The sequence below is a fragment of the Flavobacterium algoris genome, assembly GCF_048158525.1.
Classification (GTDB): Bacteria; Bacteroidota; Bacteroidia; order Flavobacteriales; family Flavobacteriaceae; genus Flavobacterium; species Flavobacterium algoris.
In genome coordinates this window covers 1-24,266 of the sequence record NZ_JBLNKT010000027.1, presented here as the reverse complement: position 1 = coordinate 24,266, position 24,266 = coordinate 1, and the positions used below count along the sequence as shown (strand labels likewise).

Genomic DNA, 24,266 nt, shown 5'->3' with positions numbered 1-24,266 from the left:
TTAATCAAAATCTAATAATGTTAAACAAAAATTAACGTTAATGTTTATATGACTCAAAATGACTAGATTTGTTTTGTTATGAAAAAAAATATATTAATAAGCGGAGGTTCAGGATTTATCGGTAAACACTTAACTGATTTATTAATTGAGAAAGGATTCTCAGTTTCTATATTGAGTCGAAGTGATAAAAAAAACACAACCGATATTTCTTATTTTAAATGGGATGTTTTCAATCAAACTATTGATGAAGCGTCAGTACTAAATGCAGATTACATAATCCATTTAGCGGGTGAAAATATCGCTGAAAAAAGATGGACTGTTAAACGCAAATTAGCTATTATAGACAGTAGAGAAAAGTCAACACAATTGATTTATTCTGTTTTGAAAAAAAACAATAAAAAACTGGATGCCTTTATTTCGGCTTCAGCAGTTGGGATTTATGGCGCTGTGAACGGAGAAGAGATTTGTACAGAAGATACACCTTTGGCTCATGACTTTCTGGGTGCTACGTGTCAAAAATGGGAAAATGCAATAGATTTTATTGAAAACTTGCATATTCGTACGGTAAAAATCCGAACGGGATTAGTATTAGGAAAAAATGATGGTTTTTTAAAGAAACTGATTCCTGTATTTAAGTATCGTTTGGGTTCAGTATTGGGCTCTGGTAAACAATATATGCCGTGGATACATGTCGATGATTTGTGTCATGTATATCTTGAGGCTGTTGTAAATGAGAAAATGAATGGACCTTATAATGCAGCCGTAACCGACAATACGAACAATATAATTTTTTCTAAAACATTGGCGCGAGTTTTAGGTTATTCTATTTGGTTGCCCAATATCCCCGAATTTTTGTTAAAATTTGTATTGGGTGAGATGTCTAAAATTGTGTTATATGGAAGAAGAGTGTCATCAGAAAAACTGGAAAAATTAGGATTTCAATTTAAATACAAAAACTTGGACGAAGCTCTTAAGAATTGTTTAATTAAATAGCTTTATTGTAAAACACAATAAAGCTGAGTATTCACGTTTTTGGATACTTTACTGCGTACGATAAAAGGAATTTCGATTTTGAAATCGTCAGTATTTAAAGAAAAATTAGTACTCAATTCGATTCCTTGAGTTCCTTTTTTGATTAAACCGGTAACAATGATTTTTTTTGATTTTCCATGCATAGTGATTTTTCCTATAATTTGATATTCATTCGCATTTGAATCAATATTTTTCAAATCAAATTTCTCAATTCTGCCTTTGAAAATGGCTTTAGGATATCGATGACTCTGCATGTAATTAGCATTAAAATGTTCTTCCATCAAACTTCTTTCAAATTGAAAATTTTTGATGATGGCTAAACAGGTTATTTCCCCTGTTTTGGTCATCAAAACACAGGATGTTTTTTTATTTATTGCCTTTACTTCTTCAAAGAAAGGTACTGAAGCTTCAAAATTAATGATTCCTTTATCTGTCGTCATTTTTTCTTGTGCAATAGTAGTAGTAGCTATAAAAATCAGGAAAAGGAGCGTAATTTTTTTCATCGCCTTTTATGAATTAAACTACTTAAAGTTACGAAATTTCAAGGAAATAAGTTTACGATTAATGATAAATTATCACATTAATATAAGCTTATTTAAGCCGTTTATATGAATATGAAGTTGTCTTATGTTTAGATTTTTTCAAATCTTAAATCCATTGATTTTAGTTGAAAAATCAGGCTGAAATAATTAATGTAACTCTAACTGCACGTTATACTTTTTAAGACTTGCCAGCGATTCAGGAGAACTATAATCAAACTCTTCTTCGTGTAGGTCTTTTTCTTTTTTTAAGGCTATTTGTTTGATGCAATTGCAAAAACGGCGTACTTCATTATGGTTGGATAAGATTAAACCGGGAACCAGAACACTTTTGCCTTCCTTGTCTTTTGCAACCATAGTAAAATAAGAAGAATTACAATGTTTTATTTTTCCTGTTTGAATATTTTCGGCCTCAACCCGAATGCCTATAATCATAGAACTGTTACCAACATAATTCACACAGGCCTTCATCGTAACCAGTTCGCCTACTTCAATTGGTTTAAGGAAATTTACCGTATCCACTGACGCGGTCACACAATAATTGCCTGAAAATTTTGAAGCACAAGCAAACGCAATCTGATCTAATAGGGACAAAATATAGCCACCATGAATTTTTCCGCTAAAATTGGTGTGAGAGGGCAGCATCAATTCCGAAATACTGATATTGGACGAAGTGACAGTTTTAAAAGTAGTGTTCATAAAAATTATTTTTGATTAAAAGGGGACGTCTCTTTTTGGACGGAGGTAACAAAATATCTCGTTTCTCCCCACCAGGCAAAGGTTCGGTATCTTTCTACGTAAGTTAATTTCACATAATTTCCTTGAAGCCCTTTCAAATCTTCGATCACTTTTTTGTCACTGTCCAAAACAGAAAAACTAAAAATCTGTGCTCCGGAAATTCCCTGACTTAATTCGCCTTCCCATGTTTTTATGGCCATTCCTTTATGACTCAATTTTATGAGTTCACCGGAACGAATACCTTCACTGTAAGGAACGTAATAGAGAAATGCAAAATAACAAATCAAGACCAGCGTGCCGATTCCTAAAATAATTCCTAAAATTCGTTTCATTTTGTTTCGTTTAATAATTGATTTTCGTCTTTTTCTGCTCTGTTCAAGATACTTTCCGGAAGTGCTTTTTTCGCTTTGGCTCCCATTTTTTTCAATTTCTCGACACTTACAATCAGGTTTCCTTTTCCTTCCACCAGTTTATTCATGGCGCCACTGTATTCAATTTTGCTTTCATCTATCTTCTTTCCTATTTTGATTAAATCAGCTACAAAACCTTCAAATTTGTCATACAATGCACCAGCCTGACGCGCAATTTCCAAAGCGTTTTCCTGTTGCTTTTGGTTCGTCCACATGCTGTCAATAGTTCGTAAAGTAGCCAGAAGCGTGGCTGGAGTAACAATAACAATGTTTTTCTCGAATGCTTTGTTGTATAAACTCGTATCTTCATTAAGCGCCATGGCAAAAGCCGGCTCTATCGGAATAAATAACAATACGAAATCAGGGCTTTCTATTTGATATAGATCCTGATAATTTTTATTGCCCAATTGTTCTACGTGGCGTTTGATGGAGTTAACGTGTTCTTTTAAAAATCCAACTTTTACATCGTCATCTTCCTCATTGATGTATTTTTCATAAGCAGTCAAAGAAACTTTAGAATCGACAATCATTTTTTTGCCGTCTGGCAGATTGATGACAACGTCTGGGAAAACGCGATTGCCATCTTCTGTAGTGAACGCTTGTTGCACTTCGTATTCACGGCCTTTCTCTAATCCTGATTTTTCAAGAACGCGTTCCAGAACTAATTCGCCCCAATTTCCCTGCATTTTGCTGTCGCCTTTCAAAGCTTTCGTCAGGTTGATGGTTTCCTTGCTCATTTGGATATTCATTTCTCGTAAGCCTAGAATTTGTTGGCGCAAAGCCGCATGATAATCAATACTTTCTTTGTGCGTGTCTTCGACTTTCTTTTCGAACAATTGAATTTTATCCTGCAAAGGCGTCAAGATATTTTTCATATTTTCCTTGTTCTGCTCCGTAAATTTATTGGACTTTTCTTCTAATATTTTGTTGGCGAGATTTTCAAATTCCTTGGTGAATTTTTCCTGTAGTTTCTCGACTTCTTCTTTTTGCTCTTTGTTGCGTTCCCAAAGATTCTCAAAATCAACTTCTTTCTTAGAAAGCTGAATGGCTAAACTGTCTTTTTCGCTTCGAATGCTTTCTTTCTCCCCATTGGCGTTTTCTAATTGTTTTTCAAAAGTTGTTTTATCAACAATAATCTGCTCTTTCAGTTGGTTGAATTGTGAGGAAAATGCAATCAGCTTTTCTTCTAAACTAATTTTTTCCGATTGGAATCGGGCGGAGAAAATGAGTTTGCCAATGAAAATACCAATAGCGAGAGCAACGGTGAAAAGCAATAAAAACGGAAGCATATTTGACATAGAATTTCTTTTTGTAAGTTTGTAAAAATAAACAAAAGTTTCCTTACTTTCCTTTCGGAAATCAAAAATACTATCTCAAGTTTTAGCATATCATAGATAAGTAAATCTAATTGTCAATTAATTTATACTTTAAAATCATGCAGGATAAATCTTTAAAATTGAATTCTAGTTTTTTTGCAATTATTGCTATTGTAGGTTGGTTTGCTGTTGTGTTGCAATTGTATCTTATCATTTTGAATCGTGTGGCTTCACTTCCGGAAACGATGGTTCGGTTTTTTAGTTTTTTTACGATTCAAACGAATATTTTGGTTGCAATATGCTTTAGTTTTCTTTGGCTCAAGCCAAAATCCAAATGGGGTTTATTTTTTTCGAAACCCAAAAACACAACCGCAATTACGTTGTACATCACGATTGTAGGACTTGTTTACAATGCAATTCTTAGATTTTTATGGGCTCCAACGGGTTATCAAAAAATAGCGGATGAGTTATTGCATTTGGTTGTTCCAATTCTGGTTTTAGCATATTGGATTCTATTTGTTCCTAAAAAAACTTTAGAATTCAAAAACATCTTTCCGTGGTTAATTTTTCCGGCAGTATATTTAGTCTACACTTTAATTCGGGGCGCTTTTTTTAGTTTTTACCCATATCCGTTTGTCGATGTGGTTCTTTTGGGCTATGGCAAAGTATTACTTAATAGCTTTTTTATGGTATTGGCTTTTCTTTTTTTTGGAACTTTACTAATTGGTATTGGGAAAATAAAAAAGGCCAATAGGAATTAGATTCGTATTGGCCTTTTTAAACAAAATAAATTCTTACTCATTCAGTTTTATATTTCCTCTGTCTTCCTTATTATCCGGATGCTCATTAGGATATCGGTTTGGAATGATATCCGAGTTGTGATCTTTATTTTCTACCATTTTTTTAGCTTGTTCTTCAGAAACATTCGCAATATCTGAACTTAAATTTTCAGGAGTGTTATCCTCATTTTGTTCCAAGGTTCCGTCTATGTTACGCGCTCTTTGAACAATTTTTTGGTTTCCATGATTGTCGGTTTCTACCTCTGATTTTAAATGGGAAACCTCAGGATTCGTATTTTTGGCTAGATTCTGCCCGCTAAATCCTTCGTTTATATTTTGTTTGTTATTTGTTTTTTTTGAACCTAAATCGTTGCTTTCCATAATATTTAATTTAAAGTGAATACGGTTTACTTATATAATATTACGTCTTTAATCGTAAGGAATTCAATAATTTAACATAGCTTTTGGTTTACACCAATAAATGTATGGCGACACTATTTTAAATCCCGCGAAAACAAAACTATCTTTGCACGCACAACTTATACACTAAAATGGCTCATTCTCATTTCATCATTCATAAACCTTACGGGTATCTGAGTCAGTTTATTTACGAATTAAAAAGAAAAAAGAAACTGCTGGGAGAATTGCACGATTTCCCCAAAGGAACGATGGCAATAGGCCGTCTTGACGAAGATTCTGAAGGATTATTGCTGTTGACTACGGACGGGATGATGAGCGAAATCATTCGAAGTAAAAAAGTCGACAAAGAATATTATGTCCAAGTTGATGGCATTATTCATCAGCAAGCCATTGAACAATTGCAAAAAGGGGTTGAAATAGGTTTTAACGGCACCAAATACATCACGAAACAGTGTAAAGCATTCTTGATAAACGAAATTCCTGCTTTTGGAACCAGAGGAAAAAAGATACGGGATGAACGCCACGGTCCTACGTCTTGGGCTTCGATAACGGTGAATGAAGGGAAGTTTCGCCAAGTCAGGAAAATGACTGCCGCTGTTGGTTTCCCCACGTTGCGCTTGGTCCGTGTTCGAATAGGAAACGTACATCTCAATGATTTGCAGGCTGGAGCAGTTTTGGAAGTTGAAGCGTTTCAAATAGAAATTTAAAGGATTTGGATTTTTCAATCTTTTAATAAAGTATACTATGTTAAACATCGTTTTAGTAGAACCTGAAATCCCAAATAATACCGGAAATATTGGCCGATTGTGCGTGGGCACCGAAAGCCGTTTGCACTTAATTCATCCTTTTGGATTTGTTATTAATGATAAAAATCTGAAGCGTTCCGGTTTGGATTATTGGGTGCATCTTGACGTTACGGAATATCAAAATGTAGCCGAATGGAAAGCGCAAATTCCGGATTTATCCCGAGTTTTCCTGATGAGTTCCCATGCCAAAAAATCATATCTGGAGAATGATTTTCAAGATGGTGACTGGTTGGTTTTTGGGAAGGAAAGTAAAGGTTTGAGTGAAGCGGTTTTAAACGAATTCCCCAATCATCTGACCATTCCAATGTCGCCGTTAATTAGAAGTTTTAATATTGCAAATTCTGTTGCGTTTGTCATTGGCGAAGCAAAGAGACAAATTGCATCTAAGTTGTAAGTTATGAGTTTTGAGTTATAAGTAACAACCATTGTATAATGTTGTGTTTAAAAATTAGACAAAATTTCGCAATAGGTTGATTTTAAACTACTGTTTACAATATCGCTCTTTTTGACTTTACTACATTTAAACTTTTGACTTACTTAAGTTGACTGCGTAGAATTAATATTTTTTAGTCTGGCTTTTTCTGAATCACTATATTTTCTTAGGTCGAAATTTCATATATTTGAGTAAGGCATTAATTAAAAAAATATTTGAGTCTCGGCTCCCTCTCCTTCGGAGAGGGTTGGGGAGAGGAAACTTTAAAACGTACTTTTTATGATTGATAAAGTTATCCTTAGAAGTACCATTTTCAAACATTTAGACGGTTTGGTTACCGCTCCGGTAGCGTATGTTTTGTTTGAAAAAGGAGTACTGTCTTATATTCTTGATAAAAAAGAAGTCACACTTTCGGAACTTACGCAACATTTTAAAGCCAATGAAGGCTATCTCCATGTGGGTTTGCGTGTTTTGTGTTCGCAGGGATTCCTGGATTATCATATTAATCACACTACAGACCAAATTAAATTTAGCATAAACGATAAAAGTGCTATTGCTTTTCCAATGTTCTATTTGTATGAAGATGTACTTGATTTACTCCATTTCACGATGCAATTTCGCACGCGATTATTAGACGATATTCCATTTGTTCGATTGGGTTTAATTTTCGAATTGTACGCAGCTAATTATGGAATTTTATTTTCGAATGATGCGCTGACCAATGAAATTCAGCATCAGATTCTAACGCATATTGAAGGGTGTTTGGTTGGACCAATATTAGTGCGGCTTGGTATGAGCGGCATGTTTCATCAATATTTTATGGAAATTTCGTTCCGTCCGGAAGAATTTCATAAATCTCCCGAAAACTTCAAAATCATACTGGATTTCTTTGTTAATTTAGGTTGGTTTACCCAAAAAAAAGGCAATTATCAATTTACGGAAAAAGGGTTGTTTTTTGCCAAAAGAGCTTCTGCTTATGGAGTGACAGTTTCCTATTTACCTACATTTAGTAAAATGGAGGATTTACTTTTTGGTAACCCAAATATACTCAGAACTATAGCTGAAGGGGAAGATGAAATTCATGTGGACCGAGAAATGAATGTTTGGGGAAGCGGAGGTGCGCACGATACTTATTTTAAAGTCATAGATGAAATTATCATCAAATTATTCAATTTATCAATAGAAGACCAGCCAAAAGGGATTCTCGATATGGGCTGTGGCAATGGAGCATTTATTGAACATATTTATACGGTAATCGAAAGACAAACCCTGCGTGGAAAAATGCTCGATGATTATCCTTTATTCCTTGTTGGCGCCGATTACAATCAGGCGGCGTTGAAAGTAACCCGAGCCAATTTAATCAAAGCCGATATTTGGGCCAAAGTAATTTGGGGCGATATTGGACAGCCGGATTTGTTGGCCAACGACTTATTGGAAAATTATAACATTGATTTGAAAGATTTGCTGAATGTGAGAACCTTCCTGGATCACAACCGAATTTGGGAAATGCCAAAGCAAATCACCAAAGACAGAGTGAGTCATTCTACAGGCGCATTTGCGCATAGAGGTGAGCGAATCAGTAATAGTTTAGTCGAAGATAATCTATTGGAACATTTGAATAAATGGTCGCCTTACGTTCGGAAATTTGGGTTGCTAATGATTGAATTGCATACGATTGCTCCAAATTTGACCGCTGCTAATTTAGGAAAAACGGCGGCTACGGCTTATGATGCCACGCATGGTTTTTCGGATCAATATATAGTCGAAATTCCTGTTTTGCACAAAATCGCAGCTGAAGCGGGATTGTACCCGGATGCTAATTTCTTCAGGAGATTCCCAGATTCAAATCTTGCAACAGTGAGTATAAATTTATTGAAAGGGCAATGATTAAACAATCATGAATTTTCCTTTATCAGCGTCAAAAACAATATGCTCATCTTTGAATAAAGTATTGAAACTTCCTTTTGCAATAAAATTACAAGGCTCGTCTTGAAGCACGGTTTCAGGTGTCATAATAATCATTTCGTCACTCAATTGTATCGCCATATCAATATCATGAGTAGAAAATAAAATGCATTTTCCGGTTTCATGAGTAAGCTTTTTCAAAAGTTTGAATAAGGCTACTTTGTGCAATAAATCCAAATGGGTTGTGGGTTCGTCCAAAATTATTAACGGAGTATCTTGTGCCAAAGCGCGTGCAATCAATACTTTTTGCAATTGTCCGTCACTGATTTCATAATGTTTTTTTGTGGCTAAAGGACTGATTTGTGTCAATGCCATCGCTTCATTAACTTTAACAATATCTAGGTCAGATAGAGTTCCCATCCAATTGGTGTAGGGTTGTCTTCCTAAAGCAATGAGTTCAAAAACGGTTAAATTACTGGGAGGCAATTTTTCGGTTAAAACAATACTTAGGTTTTGCGCTAAATCCAAAGGTTCGTAATCAGTGATTTTCCTTTCATTCAAGAAAACAGTACCGGAAAGCGGTTTCTGGATTCCTGTTATTGTTTTTAAAAGTGTTGATTTTCCAATGCCATTTGCTCCAATTAAAGCAATCAGTTTTCCTTTTTTTAAGGAAATAGAAATATCCGAAGCCACTATGATTTTCTCTTTTTTATGAGAATAACCAATGCTAATTTGAGACGCTTGTAAGATGATTTTGTCTTCCATTAGGCAATCATTTTTCGTTTTCTAACCAATAACCAGATTACTACAGGAGCGCCAATTATTGAAGTTACCGCATTGATTGGCAAAGTAATCTCCAATCCGGGCAATTCTGAAATTACATCACAAATAAGCATAATCGAAGCGCCTAAAAGTAACGTACTCCAATACAAAACCGAATGGTTACTGGTTTGAAACACTAATTTTGCTATATGTGGGACTGCCAGTCCTATAAAGGCAATTGGACCTGCATACGCTGTGATACTTCCTGCTAAAATGCTTGTTGCAAAAATAATAATTAATCGTGTTTTTTTGAAATTCAGACCTAAACTGCGCGCATAATTTTCACCCAATAATAGTGCATTAAGCGGTTTGATGCTAAACAGACTTAGTAATAATCCAATCCCCACACAAATTGTTAGAATTAATATAGAAGACCAAGACAAGTTACCTAAATTTCCCATGGACCAAAACGTGAATTTCTGTAATTGTTCAGCGGAACTAAAATACGTAAGAACGCCTACTATTGCACTGGTAAAACTACCAAACATTAATCCTACAATTAAGATGGCCATTGTATCGCGTAGCTTTTGGGAAACCATCAAAACAGCTAGTAACACAACAGAACTTCCAATAGTTGATGCTAAAACCACTCCATACGAGGATAATAAAATGGTACTTAAAAAAGGAGGAAGTAAGCTCGCTCCTAATAGTACGAAAGCGACACCTAAACTGGCACCGGAACTCAGTCCTAAAACATAAGGCCCAGCCAATGGATTTCGAAACAAAGTTTGCATCAGTAAACCACTTATGGATAACCCCATTCCAACAAGAATTGCTGTAATGGCTTTGGGTAAACGATAATTGATGATGATATATTCCCAAGTAGATTTACTGGCTTGACCACCAGTTAAACTAGTATAGACTTCTTTAAAAGGAATCGTTATGGAACCAAAACTAATGTTTACAAAAAACAAAAGAACAAGCCCCAAAGTAAGCAAGAAAAATAGAATCGTATTTCGTTTTTGATTCGCCAATTTAATTTAGTTTTTGTGCAAAAGTAAAAGTATAATTTGGAAGCAATTCAGGATGAAAGATTTTAATGTAATCTTTCAAGACCAAATCAGGTCTGCTTGGTGCTAATTCATAATAAATGGTTCCTCCTGTTGCTCCTAATTTACTTTCAAAAGTATACACATTTTTAGATTTTAAAGCGTCAAACTGACTGTAATGCGGATTGCTGTTTTCGAAATCAGCACTACTTTTAAAAGAACCTGTTGCAATCCAATATTGCGCTGTTTTTGCTTTTTCTAATATTTTTTCAAAAGGTAAACTAAGACTTCCTGTTCCTTCAACATTTGCCCACAAATAATTTGCTTTGGCATCTTTCATAAATTGGGCTACCCAGCTATTTCCTCTTGCTACATACCATTGCTCTTGATAGATAGATCCGTACAAAACGGTTGCTGTTGGTTTTTTGGTAGCAACCAATTGTATCGCGTCATTGTAATTTTTAACGATTTCCTCAAAAAGCGTTTTGGCTTCTTTTTCTTTTCCAAATAAAGCACCGTAAAGCTTAATCCATTCTGCTTTGCCCAGCGGTGTTTGTTCCATCCAGTCCGCTTGAATGAGTACTTTAAGACCACTTTTTTGTAAATTATCAATCATTGGATTATTATTGTCAACTCCAAAAGTTACGATTAAGTTAGGCGCCAATTCAATTAGCTGCTCCATATTTAATTTCTCATTTTGTCCTATGTTTTTAACAGCACCGGCATCAATTAGTTTTCTGGTTTTTTCAGAAGAAACATAATCGGTATGAGGAAAACCCACTAGTGATTTTTCAACTCCCAGCATTTCCAAAAAAGGAATATTGGTCGTTGAGGTAACGACAATAGATTCCAAAGGAATTGGAATTGTTGTGTATTTTTGAAGGCTATCAGGAATGCTGCCGTTTTTTTCTTTTAGTATATAAGTGAAGTCCTTATTTGCTTCAGGCCAAGGGTTTGAAACTTTTACTACTGTATATCCTTCGTGTTTAAAGATAGCTAGGCTTTTTGAATACGTTATGGAATTCCCAGTTGTAACTACTGTTTTGATTGTAGTTTGCTCGTTTTTTTTGCATCCAATTAGCATTAAAAACAATATAAAATAAGTTAATTTCAGCGTATTTCCTTTCATAATTTTTTGCAAATTTGAAGACAAAGGTAAATTATAATTTTTTTATAATCAGAATCAAATTTTTAAAATGAGGTAGGAAGTGTAAAACATAAAATAAGATTTATACTAATAGTTAGCTGCATACCTTTATATTTGTACTTCGTTTTTTTTCTGTTTTTATTTAAAAAAAGCAAGCAAAAAGAACCTTAAATTGATAACTACAATGATGAAAATTTGTTCTTTTCTGCCAGCTGCCACTTCTATGATTTACGAAATGGGATTAGAAAATCAATTGGTTGGTGTTACTTTTGAATGCCACTCGGATAAACCAAAAGTAGTTCGTTCCTATCTTGAAGGTACCAATCACACGAGCAAGGAAATAGACCAAATTGTATCACAATCCAAGGCACAAGGAAAAAGTTTATACTATATAGACGATGCTTTACTAGAATCGATTGCTCCGGATATTATTTTTACACAAGATGTTTGTGATGTATGTCAAATAGACACCAGTCATGTGGCTCGTTCCATTTATAAATTATCGAAAGAACCTGAATTGATTGCACTTATTCCTAGGGATTTAGAAGATATTTATCAAAATGCGATAACTATTGCAAAGGCTTTCGATAAAGAAGAGCGCGCCTATGAATTACTTGCAAAACTTAAAAAACGGACTGATTTTATTTTGGATACGCTCCGCAAAAATAACGCTCCATTAAAACGAGTTATGGTTATGGAGTGGCTGGATCCGATTTATAATTGTGGACATTGGATACCGTATCAAATTTCGCAAGCTGGAGGCGTTGACATGCTTTCGAATCCATCTGGCTATTCGATTGTTACGGATTGGGAACGTATTTTGCTTTACAATCCAGAGGTTTTGGTTGTGGCACCTTGTGGTTTTGATGTCAGCCGTTCGGGGCAAGAAATTGAAGTATTGACAAAATTAGAAGGTTGGGAGACTTTAAAAGCAGTTCAAAATAACGCTATTTTTCTTGCTGATGCTGATTTGTTTACACAACCCAGTACGACTGTTGTAGACGGGATAGAATTGTTGGCAGCACTATTTCATCCTGATCTTTTTGAAGTTCCAAGTAAATTAAAGCACAAATATTTGTCTTTTCATTCTAATGAAAAAGTGAAATAATAATGACTGATACTTTTCCAAACACTATTCGAATAAAACACTGTTCTACCTGTGGAACTCCTTTCAATTGTGGAGATACGCTAGAAGGAAGTAAATGCTGGTGCAATGATTTTCCGCCAATTTTCACACCATCAGAGGTAGTCGATTGCCTTTGTCCAAGTTGCTTTACAACTACTTGTTCCATTAAAATAGAAGAATATGTGGAGTCTGTAACTCCCGAATCAGCAACGCATAATAAAGCTAAAGATTTACCCAAAACGAGTAATATCGTGGAAGGAATCGACTATTACTTAGAAAATGGGAACTATGTTTTTAAAGCTTGGTTTCATCTTAAAAGGGGGCATTGTTGTACCAATGGTTGTAGACATTGTCCGTATAAATAAATAACAATCTACAATTACAATGATATACCTAATAACAGGTGGCGAACGCTCCGGGAAAAGCAGTTATGCTGAAAATTTAGCAAAAGAATTATCAGATAAACCAATGTATGTGGCCACAGCCAGAAAATGGGATGATGATTTCCAAAAGAGAATCGATCGCCATCAAAAAGATCGGGACGAACGATGGATTAATATCGAAAAAGAAAAGCACTTGAGTGAAATAGATTTTTCGGAAAAAGTAGCTATCGTCGATTGCGTTACGCTTTGGTTAACGAACTTTTTTGTGGATACTAAAAATGATGTTTCCTTGTGTTTAGAACAAGCTAAAGCCGAATTTGACGCCATTGCCAATCAAGAAAATGCAACTATAATTATTGTAACCAACGAAATAGGAATGGGCCTTCATGCCGAAACCCATGTTGGTAGAAAATTCACTGAACTTCAAGGTTGGATGAATCAGTATATAGCTGCAACTGCCGATACTGTTGTGCTGATGGTTTCTGGAATTCCTGTAACGATAAAAGAGAAAAAATGAAATAGCTATGATTTTACAATATTGAATTCAAAGAAAGTATTGCCTCATAGCGTATTACATATTCAATTAAAAATCAATAAATAACTACATATGAATTTTGTAACTTCCTGGAGTGGCGGAAAAGACAGTTGTTATGCAATGATGCAAGCAATTCAGCAAGGATTTATTCCAAAAGTGTTACTCAATATGATGAACGAAAATGGGAAAGTATCTCGTTCTCATGGGTTGCCTTTGTCTATTTTGAATCAGCAAGCCCAAAAAATGGGATTGCCTCTAGAAGGAATTCCTGCAACTTGGGGTGATTATGAAGCCAAGTTTATTGCAGTTTTGAAAAGGCTAAAAACCAAATATGATTTGGAAGCAGCTGTTTTTGGGGATATTGATTTGCAACCGCATAAAGATTGGGAAGACAAAGTATGTGCCGCAGCTTCGTTAAAAGCAATTTTGCCTTTGTGGCAACAAGACCGAATCGTTTTGGTAAATCAAATGCTTGAAAACGGAATTGTAACGATGATTGTTTCTTGCAATACAATGATGGGAGAACATTATCTGGGGAAAATTTTGACCAAAGAATTAGCCCAAGAATTGCACGAAAAAGGAATAGATCCTTGTGGTGAAAACGGAGAGTTTCATACTTTGGTAATTAACTGTCCGTTATTTTCTGGAGCGATTGAATTGCCTGAATTCACTAGAATTACCTATGAAAATTATTGTTTCATCGTTTGGGAGGCAGGAAGGTAGAATTCAAAAAACATTCTCACAATACCTCCCACATTGACAACTTTTTACGAATATCCAAGTTCCGTAGGAACGGCACATATTGTAGCATCGGATTTTAATCCGTTGGAATAAAAACAAAAAATCATTTTAGCATGACTTATTTAGATGAAATTTTAAAATCTCGTCGCGACACCCGTCATTTTACGGAGGATCAAGTACCGGATGCTGTTCTTGAAAAAGCTTTGCAAGCGGGACATTGGGCGCCTTCTGTGGGTTTAACCGATGCTACAAAATACTATCTGATCAGGTCGGCTGAAATAAAGAAAGCCATTAAAGATTTATTTTTAGATTATGATGAAAAGGCAATTTCGCTCACGGATAACGAACAACAAAAACAAGCCTACAAAGCCCTTAAGTTGGAAGCGATCGAAGAAGCACCTCTCGGATTGGTGATTTGCTATGATCGTTCGGTTTTGAATAATTTTACGATTGGAACGGTCGGGAGTAACGAAGCGGTAAAGTTCAGTGCGGTTTGTGCGGCGCAAAATATTTGGCTTTCCTTAACGGAGCAAGGGTATTCAATGGGATGGGTTTCCATATTGAATTACTATCAGTTCAAGCAATTATTAGGTTTGCCTGAAAATATGGAGCCGTTGGGGTATTTTTGTGTGGGAAAAGCTGCTACCAATTATGACAATCAACCCATGTTGCAACAACTAAATTGGAAACAAAAACAAGAAATTCCATTAGTTGAGGAAATCAGTATTTTGCAAGAAAGTAAGGTGGAGAAAGTGTTTTTTGATTCTAAAAAGGAAATAGATGCTGCTGCTTTTGCAAATGCGTTACAACTTAAAATCGACCAAAAAACCAAACCAACGGGTTCATTAGGAATTTTAGAGGTACTCGCCAAACAAATAGGGATGGTGTTTCAAACTTTAGAACCTAAAATTATAAAACCGAATATAGTTGTTTTTGCCGCGGATCACGGAATTGCAAATCACGGAGTAAGTGCCTATCCGCAAGATGTAACGAGACAAATGGTGAATAATTTTTTGATAGGTGGCGCTGCAATCAATGTGTTTTGTAAGCAAAATAAGATCCAATTAGCTATTGTAGATGCAGGTGTGAATTATGATTTTCCTATGAATACGGATTTGATTTCGGCTAAAATAGGGAAGGGAACGCTGTCTTTTTTGCAAGGACCTGCAATGAGTAAAACAGAAGTTGAATTGTGTTTTATAAAAGGGAGCGAAATTGTAGCCACTATTGCAAAAACGGGCAGTAATTGTATTGGTTTTGGCGAAATGGGTATTGGCAATACGGCTACAGCTTCGATTTTAATGAGTATTGTTTTAGAATTGCCAATTCAAGATTGTGTGGGAAAAGGCACTGGTGTAAATGACGAACAGTTGATCCAAAAAATTAATATCCTAAAAAAATGCCTTGATAATTACCATGGTTCAGATGATTTAGACAATAAATTAGCTTATTTCGGGGGATTTGAAATCATGCAAATGGTAGGTGGAATGCTTCAGGCAAAGGAAGCCAATATGTTGATTCTAGTGGATGGCTTTATCTGTAGTGTTGCTTTTTTAATTGCTTTTAAAAAGAATCCATCCATTACTAAAAATGCTATTTTTTGCCATTCTTCTGCGGAGCAAGGGCACCAAAAAATATTAGATTATCTAGGAGTTCATACTTTGTTGCAACTTGGTTTGCGATTGGGCGAAGGCACGGGTTGCGCGATTGCTTTTCCTATAATTGAGTCGGCTGTAGCATTCTTGAATGAGATGGCTAGTTTTGAATCAGCGGGGGTTAGCGGTCAATAAACGGTATTATATTCGATTATTGAAACGCACTACTGTACGTCTACAAGAAATAAAATCAACAAAATTTAATTCTAAAAATGAAAAAAGAACTACACATATTTTTTACAGCATTAATGTTTTACACTAGGATTCCGTGTCCTGCAACCATCGATCATAATCCGGATTATTTGAATAAAGCGTCCCGTTATTTTCCATTAATTGGTTGGATTGTAGGGAGTGTGGCTTTTGGGGTATACTGTGTTTTTAATTATTTAGTCGCTCCAGAAATTGCGGTAATCTTCTCTATGATTGCTTCCGTTTTAGTTACCGGAGCTTTTCATGAAGATGGTTTTGCTGATGTTTGTGATGGTTTTGGTGGCGGTTGGACCAAAGAAAAAATCTTGATGATTATGAAAGACAGCGCCATTGGTGCTTATGGAGCGATTGGGGTCGTTTTACTCTTATTAGTAAAGCTGATGTCCACAAATATGCTTTTTAGAAATGCGGAAAATACGGGTCTAAATGTATATTTTGTTAGTTTCTTACTTCTTGTTTCGGCGCATTCTATCAGTCGATTAGCAGCGATTTCAATTGTTTTTACCTATGAATATTCTAGAGAAGATGCATCGAGTAAAAGTAAACCTATTGCACAAAGTTATTCTTGGAGAGAAGTGGTGGGAGCTTTCTTTTTTGGATTACTTCCATTCGTTATTTTGTCTTATTTTCAGTGGCAAATACTGTTGGTTTTAATCCCTGTTTTTCTGACTCGCTTTTTTTTAGCACGCTATTTTCAGAAATGGATTGACGGGTATACTGGGGATTGTTTGGGCGCAACCCAACAGGTTTGTGAAGTGGTTTTTTATATATCAGTTATTGCATTATGGAAGTTTATTTAGTACGTCACACGGAAACGGTTTGTGAAAAAGGAATTTGTTATGGACAATCCGATGTGAAAATCATAGAGCCTTATGATGCTGTTTTTCAGTCTGTTTTAAATCAATTGCCTCAAGATGCAAGGCTGTATTCCAGTCCTTTACTTCGCTGCGTGCTTTTGGCAAATTACATCAAAGACAATTCAGAAATTACTGCTGTAAATGAAGATTCTCGCTTGATGGAAATGAATTTTGGCGATTGGGAAATGAAAAATTGGGATGTAATTCCACCGGATGATTTTACACCTTGGATGACTGATTTTGTAAATGTTCGCGTACCCAATGGTGAATCATTTACGGATTTGCATGATCGAGTGATTAATTTTATGCATAATGAACTTCTAGCAACCCATTCAAAACCAGTAATTATTGTGGCGCATGCGGGAGTGATACGTAGTTTTTTATGTAAAATTTCGGATTTACCTCTAAGAGACGCTTTTCAGAATAAAGTAGATTTTGGAGCTGTAATTAAAATTGAATTATAAAATTCGCAATTATTTAGGTTATTAACTTAATATAATTTTATCTTTGCCGCCGTATTGAGGTTGAGGTTTGTTTTTTCAAACCACATTAAAAGGGAAGAGAGTGATTGAAGATTGATGATTAACGATTTTTGATTCAGAGTTAAAATCTGAAATCAAAATTCAAAATTCAAAATTCAAAAATCTAGCGCTGTACCCGCAACTGTAAGCTATCAAGCTTGTTGTTATCTACGAAACCATTGTTTGCCGCGGCGAATGAGAAGGTAAACAACAAGACGCAAGCCAGGAGACCTGCCTATTACATCGAGTATCAAACTTTCGGGAAAAAAGGTTTGGGTATGGGTCATTCTATGCTTTTCTCCCCATTTATTAAATTTTACATTTTTAAAATGAACAAAAAATTCATTCGCTTTAGTGCGATTGCATTGTTATTTGCAATGAACACTTATGCACAAAGCCAAGAGCCAAAACAACTTGATGAGGTTGTAGTTTCCGATTCGAAATTTGCATTATCAAAAGAAAAATCAGGAAAAGTGATCGTCAAAATCACTGCCGAAGATTTGAAGAAAAAAGCAGGACAATCAGTAGCTTCAGTTTTAAGTACAGTTGCAGGTGTTGAAATCAATGGAAATCAGAGTCGTAATGGTAAGGATTTGGGACTTTACATTCGAGGAGGAAGAAATCATCAGGTTTTAATCTTGATTGATGGTGTTCCAGTAACAGATGCTTCCGGAATTAGCTTATCGTATGATTTGAGATTGCTTCCCGTAGAACAAATTGAAAGTATTGAGATTATGAAAGGCGCTTCAAGTACTTTATACGGTTCAGGGGCAGCAACCGGTGTGATTAATATTACACTAAAAAAAGCAGGTAAAAAAGCTATTGCAGGAAATGCATATATGAATATCGGGACACAAACAGTTGCTAAAAAAGCAAATTATAGTGTGCAAGATTACAATCAGGGCTTTGCTGTAAACGGTGGTTTTGAAAAAGTAAATTATTTTGCTTCTTTGAATAGTACTGAAACTACAGGGATTTCTGAAGCAAAACCATTAAATTCAAATACTAAATTTGAAAATGATGCTTTTTCAAGAGTTAATTCTTTAGTGAAAATTGGCTTTACGCCAACTAAAAAATTATCATTTGATTTCTTTGCTAATTATGACCGAATGAAAAACGATTTTGATGCAGGTTCATTTGCAGATGATCTGAAAAATTTCAGCCTTTCGGAGCAATTTAGAGTTGGTTTTACTCCAAAATATAAATACAATAAAGGAGAATTGGTAATCAATACTAGTGCAAACGTAATCAACCGCGACATCTTTAGTTATGGTTCTTTATTCCAAGCGAAGTCAAGAAGTGTCAATGTCGATGCCTTTAATAAATATGAAATTTCATCTCAATTATTTGTAGTAACAGGAACACAATTTCAGTTTCACGAAATGTCAAACATGAGCCAGTATGACGCAATTACAAATGAAGTGGCTAAATTCAATATGATTGATCCTTATGTAACTGCTGTTTATAATTCAGACTTTGGATTAAACTTAAATGCAGGAGCACGTTATAATATTCATAGTAAATACGGGAATAATTTAGTTTATAATGTTAATCCATCGTATCGCTTTTCAGAGTCATTAAAAGTATTAGCTTCTTATAGTACTGCATTTGTTACTCCAAGTTTGTATCAATTGTATTCTCCTTATGGTGATTTTAATTTATCTCCAGAGAAAGATGCGACTGCCGAAGCTGGTTTTGAAGCAAGTTTAGCAAATAAGAAAGTAGTTTTAAATGCAGTTGTTTTTCAAAGAGAAGAGCAAGATGCTATAGGTTTTGATTTAATGACTTATAAATATTTCAATGTTAATGGTAAAAACAAAGCTAAAGGTCTTGAAACTATGATTTCTTATGCTTTTAATGATAAAGTAAAATTCAATGCCAATTATACGTATACGGAATTAGAAAGACAATCTCGTATTCTAAACCCAAAACACAAAGTAAATGCTGCTCTTGATGTGCAAGCAACAACGCGTCTTGCTTTTAATGTTGCGTACCAATTTGTGTCTGATAGATATTTAGAATATACAATCTATCCAGCTCCAACGTATGATCCTGTATTGAAATCAGAAGTTTTAAAAGATTACCAATTAGTAAATGCTAATGTTCGTTATGAATTAATCAAAAACAGATTAAACGTTTTTAGTGCTGTTGATAATATTCTGGATAAGGATTTTGTTGAGAGCAGAGGATATAGTACTAGAGGAAGAAACTTTAAATTAGGTTTGAATTTCTTATTCTAAAAAAAAGAAATATTTTAGTTTTAGTACTTAAAACCCGTTCCTTAATTTGGAACGGGTTTTTTGTTTTTATTCTGTCCCGAAAATAGTTAAAACTATACATTTTGGTGCATTTCCCTTTCAGGTTCTAAAAATATTCACCGCAAATTCGCTAATTATTTTTCGTTTTACAATCCTTTAATTTGCGGTTAATTTTACTTTCCAACCTAGCAGACTTAGTGTGCAAAACTAAATTTATAGACTTCCGGTAGTGGTTTATTTCATTTCCGAAATGAATTCTGAAATGGATTTAGCAATTTTGTTTTGCTCCTTATCGTCGATCAAGTATTTTTTGTCATTTTCATTGGTTAAATAACCCAGTTCGACAATTACTGCTGGTACATCCGATCTTTTAAGAATGTAGAATGGGCCATTTTTTATACCTGATATTTTCAAATTTGTATCCTTTGAAAATTTGTCTTGCAGTTTTCCGGCAATTTCATTTGATTTTTCAAAAAACTCTGTTTCTTTAGCAACATAAAATTCTAAGCCAGATGTTTTATTATTTAAGCTTGAATTTACATGTAAGGATAAAACCAAATCAGGTTTGATTTTATTTATAAAATCAGTTCTTTCTTCATAGGATAAAAACGTGTCATTTGATCTTGTTAGATGAATCACAACATTGCTATTCAAGGACTTAATTTTGTTAGTGACTTGTTCTACAATTTGCTTTTCAGTAATAGAATTTGAGATGACTCCAAAATCATTACCACCATGACTCGCATCAATAACTACATTTATTTTTTTTGGCTCTAATGGTTTTGAGCTTATAAATGAAAAAGAAATAATTATTATTAAAAATACTTTTTTTAAGTTTTCCATTTAGTTCTTTTTTAGGATGTTAAGTGCTAAATGTAAACTTAAAAAAAGCATTTTTATTATGGAGTAGTTTTAAATTTATTTTAAAGCTTTTAAAAGACCTTCGGGTGCTTTCTCAAGATACATTTGGTTTTGCAACCCATCTATAGATTTTGAATCTTTAAAGTATTCAAAACTTTTCTCTGGATTTTGTTTCATCATTCTAGCTGTTCCGGTAATTTTACCAATTGCAGTGCTTAATAAAGGTTCTGCGGTGTCACCAAGAACGCCATAAGTGCTAATTGTTTCTTTTAATAAATAATCAGGTTGTAATCCATTGAAATAATCTCCAAAACCGGTTGAATTCACAATTTTTAATACAATAGGTTGCATAGCATACCTATGATTAGGGTTTCTGTTTTCTGTGCCAAAAGTAGGTGAATCGTATAGTGTTACTGATCCAACATTTTTCCCGGTTGTGATATCCCCAATTTGTACAACAGTAATGTGAGGTTTCAATCCGTTTATCACCAATTCACTGGCTGATGCAGTACTCTTGGTCGTTAGGATATAAATTTTGGTCATATTTAAACTGTTGATAGCAGTAGTTCCAATTTTGTCCGTAAAGCTATTGATTAAAGCTGTTGGATTTTCAGCTTCGAAATAAGCATTAATTTTAGCATTCCATTGTTGCTTAGCAAATACTTGTCCTGTGAATTGTCCCGTTATCATACTCGCTAATCGTGTAGCTGTTTGAACAGAACCACCGCCATTGTAGCGTAAATCTAAAACCAAGTCAGTAATTCCTTGAGATTTTAGAGTTGCAAAAGCATCATTTAATTGCGTGTCATAATTAGCATAAAAGCCGTTGTACATTAAATATCCAATTTTATGAGAGCCAGAGGTTATAACTTTATTAATTAAAATTGGATTTTCCGATAAAACGGTTTTTGTCAATGCCACTGATTTTCCATTGGCAACAATTGTCGTTCCATTGTAGTCTGCCATATTTAATGTGTAACTATCAGCGGCTAATAGCGATTGATAGTTACTGATGGTAAGTTGAGTTCCATTTACGGCAGTGAACATATCACCACGCTTGATTGCCTTAGTTGATGCATCTGAATTTCCAATAACATAACGTACATAGCCAAATATCTCGGTAGTACTTCCTGGCTTATAACTTAAACCAAAATCAACTCCGTCATTTTTAGTTGTCCCTTGAAGCACTCCTTCCAGTTCTAAATAATCGCTTACAATCCAACTGAATCGATCAATAGTTTTGTCTACTCTTAAGGCATTGAATAAATCTTCAGGAACAGGATACCCTTTCAAAAAAGTATTTAATTCTGCTTGGGTTGGAAATCGGTCATCCGCTAAATTGGGTACGTCAGCTTGCCATAAATAGTATTGATTTAAGCCTTTCCATATAAAATCCTGAATGTCTAAGTTTACTGGTGCGGCAACATCGTCGTTATCTTGACAAGATTGAAAAGTAAAAACGGTTAAGAATAATAAAAGCGTAAGTAGGAATGTTTTTTTCATGTTTTTGTGGCGATATCTTTTATAAACGTAAAAATAGTAACTTTAGTTTTTATTTTATGTTTTTTTGTAACAAAAAGAAATATGAATCGTCTTGATTCTATAAATACTTTATTAAATACTCTTTATGAACCAAAATGAGTTTGTGCAGCTAATCTCGCCATTCAAGGACAAAGTCTTTCGACTGGCAAAGCGATTGCTCATAAGCACTGAAGAAGCTGAAGATGCCACTCAGGAAGTTTGGGTTAAATTATGGAATAAAAATAAAAGTTTAGATGGCTTTAATAGTATAGAAGCTTTAGCGATGACAATGACAAAAAATTATTGTTTGGATCAATTGAAATCAAAAAGAGCGGGGAATATTAAATTAGTCCATAATAATTTTATGGATGGTCAGCCAAGTTTGGATAAAAAAGTAGAAGATATTGATAGTCTGAATTGGGTTGAAAAAATAATAAACCAATTGCCGGAACAACAACGATTATTAATACAGATGCGGGATATTGAACAATATGAGTTTGCTGCAATTGCGGAAATAGTAAACATGAATGAAACCGCTATTCGCGTAGCGCTTTCAAGAGCAAGGAAAACGATAAGAGAAAGCATGACAAAAACGCACAGCTATGGAATTAAATAAAATAGAAATACTTTTAGAAAAATACTTTCAGGGAGAAACCAGTACTGCCGAAGAAAATGAATTACGTAATTATTTTTCTTCGCCGGATGTTGCGCAGTATCTAGAACAATACAAACCTATGTTTGGTTATTTCTCTCTCCCAAAAGAGCAAATGTTGAAGCAAGAAATTCCACAACAAGCTAAGAAACGTTATGTAGCGTGGTTGTCTATTGCGGCTTCAGTAGTTGTTTTGTTGGGAATTGGAACGTATGTGTTTTATAATTATGATAATGCAAATGAGAAGCAGGATTTAGGAACGTATGATGATCCTGAAGTTGCTCTTAGAGAAACTCAAAAAGTATTAGCATTATTATCGAATCATGTAAATGTTGGCATAGAAAGTGTATATTATATTAGAGAATACCAAGAGTCAAAAGAATTAATTTTTAAACAATAATAAATAAATAAAAATGAAAAAAATTATAATAACAGTAGTAGCAGTATTAGTTTCTAGTCCATTTTTCGCGCAAGCGGCCTTCGATAAGTTCGACGGACAAGATGATGTTACATCAATCATTGTCAACAAAAAAATGTTTGATTTAATGAGTAAGGTTAAAGTCGATACTTCAGATAAGGAGACACAACAATACCTTAATTTGATAAAAAAATTAGATAATCTAAAAGTTTTTACAACTAAAAGTACCAGAGTGGAAGGTGAGATGAAAGTTGCGGCTGATAGATATATAAAATCAGCAGGTCTGGAAGAATTAATGCGTGTAAATGATAGCGGAAAGAATATAAAAATTCTAGTAAAATCAGGTGCGAAGGATTCTCAAATAAGAGAGTTGTTAATGTTTATCGAAGGGGCTAAAAATGATGATACGGTTTTAATGTCATTAACAGGTGATTTTGATTTAAGTGAAATTTCGGTACTTACGGACAAAATGCGAATTCCTGGTGGAGATGATTTAAAAAAGGCAACTAAAGGTAGAAAGTAAAATGAAACCTATTTATGGTATTGCGCTATTCTTTAGCTTGTTTCTGTTCAGTTGCAATCAAGAACCTACATTGCAGAAATACTTTGTAGAAAATACTGAAAACAAGAATTTTTTAGCATTAGATATTTCTCCTGGTATATTGAATGTAGATCAGACGAAATTGTCATCGGAACAAAAAACAGCACTGCAATCTTTTGATAAGATGAATGTTCTGGCTTTTAAACTCAATGATAAAAATAAAGCGCAATTTGAAGTGGAGCGTGCTAAAATAAGTCTGATTCTGAAAGATAAAAAATACCAGCAGCTGATGAAATTTGGTTCCGGAAAAGAAGGAGCTTCAGTAAGTTATGTAGGTTCGGATGAGCATATCGAAGAGTTTGTTTTTTTTGCCAATAAAAAAGAAACAGGTTTTGCAGTCATACGGATTTTGGGTAAAGACATGAATCCCACAAATATCATGACTATGATGCAGGTCATTCAAAAATCAAATATTGATTTAGAACAACTCAAGCCTTTGCAACAATTAATGAAATAGTTATTTACATAAATTATAAAGAGGTTGTCTGAAAAGATAGCCTCTACTTGTTTTAAGGAATACCTGATTTAGCAGAAATTTATTAAAAATTGAAAATATTGCCTTAATAATTGTTCTAAAAGTTTGTTTATTGC

27 protein-coding genes and 1 riboswitch are annotated in these 24,266 nt (G+C 34.5%); of the genes, 17 read left to right on the top strand and 10 right to left on the bottom strand.

Features of this window, described 5'->3' with window-relative positions:
* Positions 1-78 precede the first annotated feature (78 nt).
* A complete protein-coding gene (locus ACM55I_RS12975; RefSeq protein WP_416847250.1) occupies positions 79-993 on the top strand; it encodes a TIGR01777 family oxidoreductase in 915 nt (304 codons plus the stop codon).
* A gap of 2 nt (positions 994-995) precedes the next feature.
* On the opposite strand, the gene ACM55I_RS12970 is transcribed toward ACM55I_RS12975, so the two are convergent.
* The 4 genes from ACM55I_RS12970 to ACM55I_RS12955 form a co-directional block, all read right to left on the bottom strand.
* A complete protein-coding gene (locus ACM55I_RS12970; protein WP_416847249.1) occupies positions 996-1,535 on the bottom strand; it encodes a YceI family protein in 540 nt (179 codons plus the stop codon).
* Between the two features lie 186 nt (positions 1,536-1,721).
* Complete coding sequence (locus ACM55I_RS12965) at positions 1,722-2,270, bottom strand: acyl-CoA thioesterase (protein WP_416847248.1); 549 nt, start codon at positions 2,268-2,270, stop codon at positions 1,722-1,724.
* Positions 2,271-2,275: 5 nt separating this feature from the next.
* A complete protein-coding gene (locus tag ACM55I_RS12960; RefSeq protein ID WP_416837474.1) occupies positions 2,276-2,641 on the bottom strand; it encodes a 6-phosphogluconate dehydrogenase in 366 nt (121 codons plus the stop codon).
* Complete coding sequence (locus tag ACM55I_RS12955) at positions 2,638-4,017, bottom strand: DNA recombination protein RmuC (RefSeq protein WP_416847247.1); 1,380 nt, start codon at positions 4,015-4,017, stop codon at positions 2,638-2,640. Before ACM55I_RS12955 ends, ACM55I_RS12960 begins: the two co-directional genes overlap by 4 nt.
* Before the next feature lie 137 nt (positions 4,018-4,154).
* On the opposite strand from ACM55I_RS12955, the gene ACM55I_RS12950 reads away from it, so the two are divergent.
* Positions 4,155-4,796, top strand: coding sequence for a Pr6Pr family membrane protein (locus ACM55I_RS12950; RefSeq protein WP_416847245.1), 642 nt, complete (start codon positions 4,155-4,157; stop codon positions 4,794-4,796).
* Between the two features lie 33 nt (positions 4,797-4,829).
* Here the strand turns inward: ACM55I_RS12950 and ACM55I_RS12945 are convergent, their stop codons facing one another.
* Positions 4,830-5,195 carry a hypothetical protein gene (locus ACM55I_RS12945; RefSeq protein ID WP_416847243.1) on the bottom strand — a complete coding sequence of 122 codons (366 nt, stop codon included), beginning with the start codon at positions 5,193-5,195 and terminating at the stop codon, positions 4,830-4,832.
* Between the two features lie 170 nt (positions 5,196-5,365).
* Here ACM55I_RS12945 and ACM55I_RS12940 point away from each other — a divergent pair, with 170 nt between their 5' ends.
* The 3 genes from ACM55I_RS12940 to ACM55I_RS12930 all read left to right on the top strand — a co-directional run bounded on the left by ACM55I_RS12940 (position 5,366) and on the right by ACM55I_RS12930 (position 8,360).
* Positions 5,366-5,941 (top strand): pseudouridine synthase, encoded by a 576-nt coding sequence (locus tag ACM55I_RS12940; protein ID WP_416847242.1) that lies wholly within the window; start codon positions 5,366-5,368, stop codon positions 5,939-5,941.
* 37 nt (positions 5,942-5,978) lie between these two features.
* Positions 5,979-6,434, top strand: coding sequence for a tRNA (cytidine(34)-2'-O)-methyltransferase (locus ACM55I_RS12935; RefSeq protein WP_416847241.1), 456 nt, complete (start codon positions 5,979-5,981; stop codon positions 6,432-6,434).
* Between the two features lie 318 nt (positions 6,435-6,752).
* Positions 6,753-8,360, top strand: a complete 1,608-nt coding sequence (locus ACM55I_RS12930; RefSeq protein ID WP_416847240.1) for a class I SAM-dependent methyltransferase — start codon at positions 6,753-6,755, stop codon at positions 8,358-8,360.
* Here ACM55I_RS12930 and ACM55I_RS12925 read toward each other — a convergent pair whose 3' ends face one another.
* From ACM55I_RS12925 to ACM55I_RS12915, 3 genes are read right to left on the bottom strand one after another with little or no spacing between them, the layout of a single operon-like run.
* On the bottom strand, positions 8,361-9,143 hold the full coding sequence (locus ACM55I_RS12925; RefSeq protein WP_416847239.1) for an ABC transporter ATP-binding protein: 783 nt from the start codon (positions 9,141-9,143) through the stop codon (positions 8,361-8,363).
* The gene (locus ACM55I_RS12920) at positions 9,143-10,174 is read right to left on the bottom strand and encodes an iron chelate uptake ABC transporter family permease subunit (RefSeq protein ID WP_416847237.1); all 1,032 of its coding nucleotides are present in this window, start codon (positions 10,172-10,174) and stop codon (positions 9,143-9,145) included. Before ACM55I_RS12920 ends, ACM55I_RS12925 begins: the two co-directional genes overlap by 1 nt.
* Position 10,175: 1 nt before the next feature.
* Positions 10,176-11,318 (bottom strand): ABC transporter substrate-binding protein, encoded by a 1,143-nt coding sequence (locus ACM55I_RS12915; protein ID WP_416847236.1) that lies wholly within the window; start codon positions 11,316-11,318, stop codon positions 10,176-10,178.
* Between the two features lie 202 nt (positions 11,319-11,520).
* On the opposite strand from ACM55I_RS12915, the gene ACM55I_RS12910 reads away from it, so the two are divergent.
* The 8 genes from ACM55I_RS12910 to ACM55I_RS12875 all read left to right on the top strand — a co-directional run bounded on the left by ACM55I_RS12910 (position 11,521) and on the right by ACM55I_RS12875 (position 19,604).
* Positions 11,521-12,444, top strand: coding sequence for an ABC transporter substrate-binding protein (locus tag ACM55I_RS12910; RefSeq protein ID WP_416847234.1), 924 nt, complete (start codon positions 11,521-11,523; stop codon positions 12,442-12,444).
* 2 nt (positions 12,445-12,446) lie between these two features.
* Positions 12,447-12,827: a DUF5522 domain-containing protein gene (locus ACM55I_RS12905; RefSeq protein WP_416847233.1), complete on the top strand. Its 381-nt coding sequence runs from the start codon at positions 12,447-12,449 to the stop codon at positions 12,825-12,827.
* Positions 12,828-12,846: 19 nt separating this feature from the next.
* Entirely contained in the window at positions 12,847-13,362 is a 516-nt protein-coding gene (cobU, locus tag ACM55I_RS12900; protein WP_416847231.1) for a bifunctional adenosylcobinamide kinase/adenosylcobinamide-phosphate guanylyltransferase, read from the top strand.
* 90 nt (positions 13,363-13,452) lie between these two features.
* The gene (locus ACM55I_RS12895; RefSeq protein WP_416847230.1) at positions 13,453-14,103 is read left to right on the top strand and encodes a Dph6-related ATP pyrophosphatase; all 651 of its coding nucleotides are present in this window, start codon (positions 13,453-13,455) and stop codon (positions 14,101-14,103) included.
* Positions 14,104-14,234: 131 nt separating this feature from the next.
* Entirely contained in the window at positions 14,235-15,911 is a 1,677-nt protein-coding gene (gene cobT, locus ACM55I_RS12890) for a nicotinate-nucleotide--dimethylbenzimidazole phosphoribosyltransferase (RefSeq protein ID WP_416847229.1), read from the top strand.
* A 77-nt stretch (positions 15,912-15,988) separates the two neighbouring features.
* Positions 15,989-16,786, top strand: a complete 798-nt coding sequence (locus ACM55I_RS12885) for an adenosylcobinamide-GDP ribazoletransferase (RefSeq protein ID WP_416847228.1) — start codon at positions 15,989-15,991, stop codon at positions 16,784-16,786.
* Complete coding sequence (cobC, locus tag ACM55I_RS12880; protein WP_416847227.1) at positions 16,771-17,307, top strand: alpha-ribazole phosphatase; 537 nt, start codon at positions 16,771-16,773, stop codon at positions 17,305-17,307. Before ACM55I_RS12885 ends, cobC begins: the two co-directional genes overlap by 16 nt.
* Before the next feature lie 46 nt (positions 17,308-17,353).
* A riboswitch (cobalamin riboswitch) is annotated at positions 17,354-17,618 on the top strand.
* Positions 17,619-17,693: 75 nt separating this feature from the next.
* Positions 17,694-19,604, top strand: a complete 1,911-nt coding sequence (locus tag ACM55I_RS12875; protein WP_416847225.1) for a TonB-dependent receptor plug domain-containing protein — start codon at positions 17,694-17,696, stop codon at positions 19,602-19,604.
* A 252-nt stretch (positions 19,605-19,856) separates the two neighbouring features.
* Here ACM55I_RS12875 and ACM55I_RS12870 read toward each other — a convergent pair whose 3' ends face one another.
* Positions 19,857-20,465 carry an N-acetylmuramoyl-L-alanine amidase family protein gene (locus tag ACM55I_RS12870; protein ID WP_416847224.1) on the bottom strand — a complete coding sequence of 203 codons (609 nt, stop codon included), beginning with the start codon at positions 20,463-20,465 and terminating at the stop codon, positions 19,857-19,859.
* A 75-nt stretch (positions 20,466-20,540) separates the two neighbouring features.
* Positions 20,541-21,986 (bottom strand): S41 family peptidase, encoded by a 1,446-nt coding sequence (locus tag ACM55I_RS12865; protein WP_416847223.1) that lies wholly within the window; start codon positions 21,984-21,986, stop codon positions 20,541-20,543.
* A gap of 124 nt (positions 21,987-22,110) precedes the next feature.
* Between ACM55I_RS12865 and ACM55I_RS12860 the strand changes: the two genes are divergently transcribed.
* The 4 genes from ACM55I_RS12860 to ACM55I_RS12845 are packed head-to-tail and all read left to right on the top strand — an operon-like array spanning position 22,111 to position 24,132.
* Positions 22,111-22,620, top strand: a complete 510-nt coding sequence (locus ACM55I_RS12860) for an RNA polymerase sigma factor (RefSeq protein WP_416847222.1) — start codon at positions 22,111-22,113, stop codon at positions 22,618-22,620.
* On the top strand, positions 22,607-23,056 hold the full coding sequence (locus tag ACM55I_RS12855) for a hypothetical protein (RefSeq protein ID WP_416847221.1): 450 nt from the start codon (positions 22,607-22,609) through the stop codon (positions 23,054-23,056). The genes ACM55I_RS12860 and ACM55I_RS12855 overlap by 14 nt, the downstream gene beginning before the upstream one ends.
* A 13-nt stretch (positions 23,057-23,069) precedes the next feature.
* On the top strand, positions 23,070-23,597 hold the full coding sequence (locus ACM55I_RS12850; RefSeq protein ID WP_416847219.1) for a DUF4252 domain-containing protein: 528 nt from the start codon (positions 23,070-23,072) through the stop codon (positions 23,595-23,597).
* 1 nt (position 23,598) lies between these two features.
* Complete coding sequence (locus ACM55I_RS12845) at positions 23,599-24,132, top strand: DUF4252 domain-containing protein (protein WP_416847218.1); 534 nt, start codon at positions 23,599-23,601, stop codon at positions 24,130-24,132.
* The last annotated feature ends 134 nt before the right edge of the window (positions 24,133-24,266 follow it).